This window comes from Umezawaea sp. NPDC059074, assembly GCF_042738955.1.
Lineage (GTDB): Bacteria > Actinomycetota > Actinomycetes > Mycobacteriales > Pseudonocardiaceae > Umezawaea.
Window position 1 is genome coordinate 1 of record NZ_JBHYHC010000227.1, and the last position, 8,651, is coordinate 8,651.

An 8,651-nucleotide genomic window follows, 5' to 3' on the forward strand; every position below is an offset into this window, starting at 1 on the left:
GAACAGGGCCGTCTCCACGGCGAAGAGGGCGGGCTGCGTGTACGAGGTGAGGTGCAGGTCGTCGTCCTCGGCGGCGAACAGGACGTCGCGCAGCGGTCTGTCGAGCAGGCCGTCGAAGGCGGCGCAGACCTCGTCCAGCGCCGCGGCGAACACGGGGTGCGCCGCGTGCAGCTGACGGCCCATGCCCGCGCGTTGAGCGCCCTGCCCGGTGAACAGGAACGCCGTGCGGCCAGCGTCGGCAGCCGAGCCTCGATACAGGGTCGGCGCTTCGGCCCCGGTCGCGAGGGCGTCCAAGCCCGCGCGGTGGTCGCCGAGGATCACGGCCCGGTGCTCGAACGCCGTGCGCGTGGTGGCCAGCGCGAGGCCGATGTCGGCAGGAGCCGCGGTGTGCGCGCGCAGTCGGGCGGCTTGGGCTCGGAGGGCAGGCTCGCTGCGGGCGCTGAGCACCCACGGGGCCATCCCCGCCGCCGGACCGCTCTCGGCGGGGAGCACGGCGGTCTCCGGGGCCTGTTCGAGGATGAGGTGGGCGTTGGTGCCGCTGATGCCGAACGAGGAGATCCCCGCGCGACGCGGTCGGTCCAGCTCCGGCCAGTCCCGTGCCTCCGCCAGCAGGGTCAGGCCGTTCGACGCCCAGTCCACCCGCGGCGTGGGCCGGTCGGCGTGCAGCGAGCGCGGCAGGACGCCCGTCCGCAGCGCGCCGACCATCTTGATCACCCCGCCGACGCCCGCGGCGGCCTGGGCGTGGCCGATGTTCGACTTCAGCGACCCGACGAACACCGGGCGGTCGCGGTCGCCGTAGACGGCGGCCAGGGCGTCCGCCTCGATCGGGTCGCCGAGGACGGTCCCGGTCCCGTGCGCCTCCACGGCGTCCACGTCGGCCGCCGTCAGCCCGGCGTCGGCCAGCGCCGACCGGATCACGGCCTCCTGCGACGGGCCGTGCGGCGCGGTGAGTCCGTTGGACGCGCCGTCCTGGTTCACCGCGCTCCCCCGCACCACGGCGAGGACCTGGTGCCCGGCCCGCAGGGCGTCCGACAGCCGTTCGACCAGGACGAGTCCGACGCCTTCGGCCCAGCCGGTCCCGTCCGCGTCCGCGCCGAACGACCTGCACCGCCCGTCCACGGCCAACCCGCGCTGCCGGGAGAACTCGACGAACATGCCGGGCGTGGCCATCACCGTGGCGCCACCGGCCAGGGCCAGATCGCACTCGCCGGACCGCAGCGACCGCACGGCCAGGTGCAGCGCCACCAGCGACGACGAGCACGCCGTGTCCACGGTGATCGCGGGCCCGGTCAGGCCGAGCTGGTAGGCGATGCGCCCGGACGCGACGCTGGTCGTGGTGCCGGTCAGCACGTGGCCGTGGGTCGCTTCGGGGGCCTCGGCCATCCGCGGCCCGTACTCCAGCGCCGTGGCCCCGACGAACACGCCGGACCTGGTGCCCTTCAACGACCTCGGGTCGATCCCGGCCCGTTCGACGGCCTCCCACGCGGTCTCCAGCAGCAACCGCTGCTGCGGGTCCATCGCCTCGGCCTCGCGCGGCGAGATGCCGAAGAACGCCGCGTCGAACTCGCCCGCGTCGGGCAGGAAACCGCCGTGCCGCACGGTGGAGCGTCCCGGCAGGCCGGGTTCGGGGTCGTAGAGGTCGGTGTCCCAGCCGCGGTTCGTCGGGAACTCGCCGATGGCGTCCACGCCCTCGGCGACCAGCCGCCACAGGTCCTCCGGCGACGAGACGCCGCCCGGATAGCGGCAGCCGATCCCCACGATCGCCACCGGCTCGTCGTCATGGGCTCGTGCCACGGTCTCGACCTCGGCTGGGGTGGCTTCGAGGAACGCGGTCAGCGCGGCGGGGGTCGGGTGGGCGTAGAGGAGTCCGCTGGGCAGCGGCAGACCGGTCGCTTGGGCCAGGGCGTCGCGCAATTCGGTGCCCATCAACGACGTGAAGCCCAGGTCGGTGAACGTGGTGTGCGCGGGAGCGCGGTCGCCCGGCGCGGTGCCGAGCACGGCGGCGATGTGCGCGTGCACCAGCTCGTCGACGTCGAGGGCGCTCACGACGGGTGCCGTGGGCCGCGCGGTGACGTCGAACCAGTGGTGCGTGCGCTGGAACGCGTAGGTGGGCAGGTCGACGTGCGCCGGGTCGGCGGGCAGGAGCGCGCTCCAGTCGACCGCGTGCCCGCGGACGTGTGCCCGTGCCACGGCGGCGAGGGCCGTGTCGACCTCGGGGCGGTCGGCGCGCAGCACCGGCGCGGCCACGGCACCCGGCACGCAGGCGGCGACGGACGCCGAGAGGACACCGTCCGGGCCCAGTTCGAGGAACGTGGTGACGCCCTCGGCCGCCAGGGTGCGGGCCGCGTCCAGGAAGCGGACCGGGCGCCGGACCTGCTCGACCCAGTACTCCGGGGACGTGAGGTCCGTGATCTCGCCGGTGACCGTGGAGACGACCGGGATGGCCGGGGGCGCGAAGGAGAGCCCGGAGATCGCCGTGCGGAACTCGTCGAGCATGGCGTCCATGTGCGGCGAGTGGAAGGCGTGGCTGACGTCCAGCCGCTTCGTCCGGCGTCCGCGCTCGGTGAGCGCGGCGGCGACCCGGCGGGCGGCGTCCGCGTCCCCGGAGACCACCACCGCCTCCGGACCGTTGACCGCGGCGACGGCCAGCCCGTCCTCGGCGCGCAGCAGGTCGCGGACCTCGTCCTCGGTGGCCTGGACGGCGATCATGGCCCCGCCCTCGGGCAGCGCCTGCATCAGCCGGGCGCGGGCCGCGACGAGCCGGGCCGCGTCGGGCAGCGACAGCACCCCGGCGACGTGGGCGGCGCTGATCTCGCCGATCGAGTGCCCGGCCACGTGGTCCGGGCGCAGACCCCACGAGTCGAGCAGCCGGAACAACGCCACCTCGACCGCGAACAGCGCGGGCTGGGTGTAACCGGTGCGGTCGAGGTCCGGCCCGCCTTCGGCGATCACGTCAGCGAGCGGCCGGTCGAGGAACGGGTCGAGCGCTGCGGCAACCTCGGCGAAAGCCTCGGCGTAGCGCGGAAAGGCGTGCAGGGCGAGGCCCATGCCCCCACGCTGGGAGCCCTGACCGGTGAACAGGAACCCGAGCTTCCCCGGCGCGACCTCACCGGTCACGACGGCGGCCAAGGGTGTGCCCGAGGCCAGGGCGTCGAGTCCGGCCAGCAGCCCATCGCGGGAGGTGCCGGTGACGACCGCGCGGTGGTCGAGCACGGCCCGCCGGGTGGCCAGGGAGTGGGCGATGGAGGCGGCCGAGTGCTCCGGGGTCACGAACTCCCGCAGCCGGTCCGCCTGGGCGCGCAGCGCGGCCTCGGTGTGACCGGACAGCGTCCACACCAGCGCCGTGCCGTCGGAGGCCTCGGCGGGCGCGGGGGTCTCGATCGACGGCGGCTCGGTCACCACGACGTGGCAGTTCGTGCCGCCCATGCCGAACGAGCTGACGCCCGCCACCAGCGGCCGGTCCTCGCGCGGCCACGCGGTCCCCCGCCGCTGAACCTCCAGACCCAGCCAGACCAGCGACAACCGGGGCGCGGGAGCCTCGAAGTTGAGGCTGGCGGGCAGCCTGCGGTGCCGGATGCTCAGCAGGACCTTGATCAACCCGGCGATGCCCGCCGCGCTCTCCAGGTGGCCGATGTTGGTCTTGACCGAGCCGATCCGCAGCCGCGCGTCGGCGGGGCGGCCAGTGCCGAGCGCCGCCCCGAGCGCGGCGGCCTCGATCGGGTCGCCGATGGGTGTGCCGGTGCCGTGGAGTTCGACGTACTGCACGTCGTCCACGGCGACCCCGGACTTCGCGTACGCCTCCCGCAGCATCGCCTCCTGCGCGGGCGCGCTCGGCACGGTCAGGCCCTCGGTGGCGCCGTCGTTGTTGAGCACGGTGCCGAGCAGCACGCCGTGGACGCGGTCGCCGTCGGCCTGGGCCTGCTTCAACGGCTTGAGGACCACGACCCCGCCGCCCTCGCCGGGCACGAACCCGTTGGCGCGGCCGTCGAACGCGTACGTCGTGCCGTCCGGCGACAGCGCGCCGAAGCGCAGCTCGGCCAGGACGTTGCCCGGCAGCAGGTTCAGGTTCACGCCCGCCGCGATGGCCAGCGTCGACTCGCCGCCCCGCAGGCTGGCGCACGCCAGGTGCACGGCGGCCAGCGAGGACGACTGGGCGGTGTCGACGGTGAGGCTCGGCCCGTTGAGCCCCAGGTGGTAGGAGACGCGGTTGGCGATGATGCCGCGGCTCACGCCGGTCATCGTGTGCTGGGTGACGGCCTCGTCGCCCCGCTGGTGGACGAGCGCGGAGTAGTCGTCGCGCAGCGCGCCGACGAAGACGGACGTGCGGGTGGCGCGCAGGTCGGCGGGCACGATCCCGGCGTCCTCGATCGCCTCCCACACCAGTTCGAGCACGAGCCGCTGCTGCGGGTCCATGGCCGCGGCCTCGCGCGGCGAGACGTGGAAGAACGCCGCGTCGAAGTCGCCGACACCGTCGAGGAAACCACCGCGCCGGGGGCCGGGAACGCCGTCCCACCGCCCTTCCGGGGCGTCGACGACGGCGCTCCTGCCCTCGTCCAGCAGGCTCCAGTAGGCGGCGGGGCCGTCCGCGTGGGGGAAACGGCACGCGTAGCCGATGACGGCGACGGCCTCCAGCTCGGGCTCCGGGGTGATGTCGGCGGACACGTGACTCCTCACTGGACTTCCGCAGGAACAGGGCGAACTACCACTCGATCCGCAGACGGGCGAGGCCGCGGATCGACAGGCCTTCCTTCCACACCACCGCGTCCGGCCCGGTGGCCACGCGCAGGTCGGGGAAGCGCGCGAGCAGGCGCTGCAACACGATCCGCAACTGGAGCCGGGCCAGCGGCGCGCCGACGCAGCGGTGCACGCCGTGCCCGAACGTCAGGTGCGGAACGCCGTGTCCTTGGGGGAACAGGCTTTCCGGCCGTTCCCAGGTGGTGGTGTCGCGGTTGCCGTGCAGCAGCGAGACCACCACGGCCTCACCCGCCTGCACGGTGACGGGCCCGAGTTCGACCGGCTCCAGCGCGACGCGGGGGAAGCTCAGCGGCGTGGACGGCGTGAGGCGCAGCAGGTCGTCCACCACCGCGTCCAGCATCTCCGGGCGGGCGCGCAGGTCGGCGAGCACGACCGGGTCCGTCAGCAGCGCGAGGACCGACAGGCCGATCTGGCCGACGGTGGTCTCGTACCCGGCCATCAGCAGCGACAGCCCGAGCGTCAGCAGCTCGCCCTGCGACAGCGTCCCCTGGTCGTGCGCGGCGATCAGGCCGGTGAGCAGGTCCTCGTCGTCGCCGCGCCGCTTCTTGGCCATCAGCTCGCCCATGTAGTCGACGAGTTCGAGGCGGCGGCGCGACTTCTCCCTCGGCGTGCTGGCGGACAGGTCGAACAGGACCTCCACCCAGTCGCGGAAGATCCCGCCGTCCTCGGGCGGGACGCCGAGCAGCGAGCACAGCACCGACAGCGGCAACGGCGTGGCGAGGCCCGCGATGAGGTCCGCGCCGGGCCCGGCGGCGGCGAGCGCGTCCAGGCACTCGTCCGCGAGGCGTTCGACGTCGGCCGTCAACGCGGCGACGCGGCGGGTGGTGAACGAGCCGCTCACGATCCGCCGCAGCCGGGCGTGGTCCGCCCCGTCCATGCTCATCACGGCATCCGCCGCGGGCTGCGAGTCGTTGAAGCGCGGCGCGTGCGGCTTCACCGCCTCCGCCCGGCTGAACCGCTGGTCCGCGAGCACCAGGCGACCGAGGGCGTAGTCGCGCACCAGCCACATCTTGTCGCCCATGGGGGTGACGATCGGGACGACGCCGTCCCCCGGCGTCAGGAACGCCGGGAGAGGCCCCAGGTGGTCGACGTCGTGTGCCACGCGCGTGCTCCTTCTCGGTCCGTGGTCAGGCGGTGATGCGGCGCTCGGCCTCGCGCAGCACCTCGGTCGTCCGGTTGAAGGCGATGCGCACGTGGTCGCGGCCCTGGGCCGGGTCACCGAAGAACGGCGCTCCGGGAGCCAGCAGCACGCCCGCGCGGGCGAGCAGGGCGTGGGCGAACGCCCGGCCGTCCTCGCGCCCGCCGGTCAACGGGCTGATGTCGGCGAACAGGAAGATGCCGCCCTCAACGGGCGCGAACTTCATGCCCATGCCGGAGAACACCTCCTGCGCCAGGTCGCGCCGTCGGCTCATCTCCCGGCACACCTCGTCCAGGTCGACCGACCGGGCGGCGCTGCCCGCGGCGGCCTGGAGCGGGGCCGCGGTGCCGTTGGTGGTCAGCTCGTGCACGCGGCGGAACGTCTCGGTGCGCCGCGCGTCGCTGCGCAGGAACCCCAGCCGCCAGCCGCTCACGGCGTGGCTCTTGGACAGCGAGCCGATGACGACGTTGCGCCCCTCGAACGCCGGGATGTCCGTGGCGGACACGTGCTCCCTGCCGTCGAACACGAACGACCGGTAGACCTCGTCGCAGATCACCGTGGCGTCCCAGTGCTCGCAGAGCGCGCCGATCTCCTCCATCTCCTCGCGGCTGAGCACGCGGCCGGTGGGGTTGGCCGGGGTGTTCAGCAGCACCGCCTTGGTCCGGGAGGTGAACGCCGCGGCCAGTTCCGCCGGGTCGTAGCGCCACTCGGGGCCGTGCAGCCGCACGTACCGCAGCTTCGCGCCGACCAGCGCGGCGGACGCGGCGAGCTGCTCGTAGCCGGGCGAGAAGAGGACGACCTCGTCACCTTCGTCCAAAGTGGACAGCAGAGCGATGTAAAGCGCTTCGGTCGCGCCCGCGGTGACGGTGATCTCCCGGTCGGGGTCCGCGCCGTCGCCCAGCATCTCGGCGATCTGCCGCCGCAGCGCCAGATCGCCCGCCGGGTGCTCGTACTGGTTGCGCCCGGCGCGCATGGCCTTCGCGGCGTCCTCCACCAGGCTCTCCGAGGTCACCGGGAAGCCGGGCGTGCCGACGGCCAGGTCGATGGCCCCGCTGGCGCGGGCCATGACGAACAGCTCGGTCAGGCTGTTGCCCGCGAGGCCCGCCGTCCGGGCGGACGTCGGCGACCGGTGGGTCGAGGGGTGTGCCATGTCGTTCTCCTCCACGTCTCAGAACTCGGGCCAGCCGGACGGGTCGAGCCCGTGGCGGCACAGGAAGGCGTAGGCGATCCGCTCCAGCCCGATGCCGATGCAGCCCGAGTAGGCGGGCTGCCCGCCGGGCGTGGTGATGCCGAAGGCCTCGCCGAACTTCGAGCCGTGCAGGTTGAACGAGCCGACGGAGATGGTCTGGCCGTCGACCACCGGCATGTGCAGCTCGAACTTCATCCGCAGCGCCCGCTGCACCATGGCCCGCTTGGCGTCGGCCCCGTTGCTGAAGAACGGGTCGTTCGCCACCTCGACGTGGGCGGCGAGCCGCAGGTCGTCCACCAGCGCGCACACGGCCGTCAGCAGGTTCTGCCGCAGGTCGGTGACCGCCTTGCGGCCGCCGAAGAACACGACCTCGCGCATGGTGAAGTCCCACAGGCGTTCCAGCGTGTGGTGGTAGCGGGACTCGAACCGGAAGATCTTGCCGGTGGCCGTCAGCACCGCGCCCTCGTCGGGCACCTCGCGCCCGGCGTACTGGTGGTAGGAGTGGTAGCAGACCGTGGGCGACAGGCAGTGCCCGACGTGCTCGGTCCGGCTGTCCATGAACTTCGCCTTGTCCCGCGCGGCCTCGAACTCGGCCGCGAAACCCTGGTACACGTCGGCGTCGGAGTGGAAGCGGCCGACGGTCATCAGGAACTGCGGGAACGAGTCGAAGTAGCCCGCCCGGTGCAGCACGTCGGTGGGGATCAGGGCCGGGTACCAGTTGTCGACCGCCCCGAACCCCTCCACGGCCAGCACCCGCACGCGGTGGTCGATCTTGTACAACAGCTGGGCCAGCACCCCGCTCGCGCCATAAGCTCCGTCACCCGTGCGGGTCACGAGCCCGTGCCGCTCCAGGTCCTCGAACCCGATCCGCGGCGCGCGCGGCATCGCCATCGACTGCCACACGACGGCGACCTCTTCGGCCTCGCCCTGGGGCAGGACGTCGCGCTGCGCCACGAGGTTCAGCTTGCGGCCGATCTCGGCCGCGTCGACCTCGTCCTCCGTGGCGAACTCGACCTCCCGCACCTCGCCGTTCTCGCCGCGCACGAGGCTGAACCCGCGGATCTCCGAGGCGGCGTAGTAGACGCGCTTCGCGAACTCCTCCGCCATCCCCGGAGGGACCTCCGGGGAGAGGGCGATCGAGTATTCCGGCATGGGTGTGACTCCTCCAGGACGAGAGCGCTCAGCGGTCGACGGCCAGTGCGCCGCGCAGCAGGGACAGCAGCGCGGGCCGCGCCGTGTGGACGAAGAAGTGGCCGCCGGGCAGGACGTGGTGGCTGAACGGGCCGGTGCTCACCTCGGCCCACGGGGCCACCCGCGCCACGGGGACGTCGGTGTCCTCGCTGCCGGTGAACGCCACCACCGGGCAGGTGAACGGCAGTCCCGGCTCGTGGGTGTACGTCTCGAACACCGCGAAGTCCGCCCGGATCATCGGCAGGAAGCGCCGCAGCAGGTCCGGCTCCTCCAGCACCTCCTCGGGCAGGCCGCCGAGGGTCCGGAGCCGGTCGACCAGTTCCGCGTCGGAGGCGGCGTGCACCGGCGGGTGCACGCGTGGCAGTCGGGGAGCCGGGC

The 8,651-nt window shown here is 73.6% G+C and carries 5 protein-coding genes; all 5 read right to left on the reverse strand.

What is annotated here, in order from left to right:
• Window positions 1-4,662: beta-ketoacyl synthase N-terminal-like domain-containing protein (locus tag ACFWW9_RS44650; RefSeq protein WP_390389478.1), on the reverse strand; the 4,662-nt coding region annotated here is incomplete at its 3' end.
• Window positions 4,663-4,699: 37 nt separating this feature from the next.
• Window positions 4,700-5,857, reverse strand: coding sequence for a cytochrome P450 (locus ACFWW9_RS44655; protein WP_390389479.1), 1,158 nt, complete (start codon window positions 5,855-5,857; stop codon window positions 4,700-4,702).
• A gap of 25 nt (window positions 5,858-5,882) precedes the next feature.
• On the reverse strand, window positions 5,883-7,043 hold the full coding sequence (locus tag ACFWW9_RS44660) for a pyridoxal phosphate-dependent aminotransferase (protein WP_390389480.1): 1,161 nt from the start codon (window positions 7,041-7,043) through the stop codon (window positions 5,883-5,885).
• A gap of 18 nt (window positions 7,044-7,061) precedes the next feature.
• Complete coding sequence (locus ACFWW9_RS44665; protein WP_390389481.1) at window positions 7,062-8,234, reverse strand: hypothetical protein; 1,173 nt, start codon at window positions 8,232-8,234, stop codon at window positions 7,062-7,064.
• 28 nt (window positions 8,235-8,262) lie between these two features.
• The coding region (locus tag ACFWW9_RS44670) for a thioesterase II family protein (protein ID WP_390389484.1) at window positions 8,263-8,651 on the reverse strand (389 nt) is incomplete at its 5' end.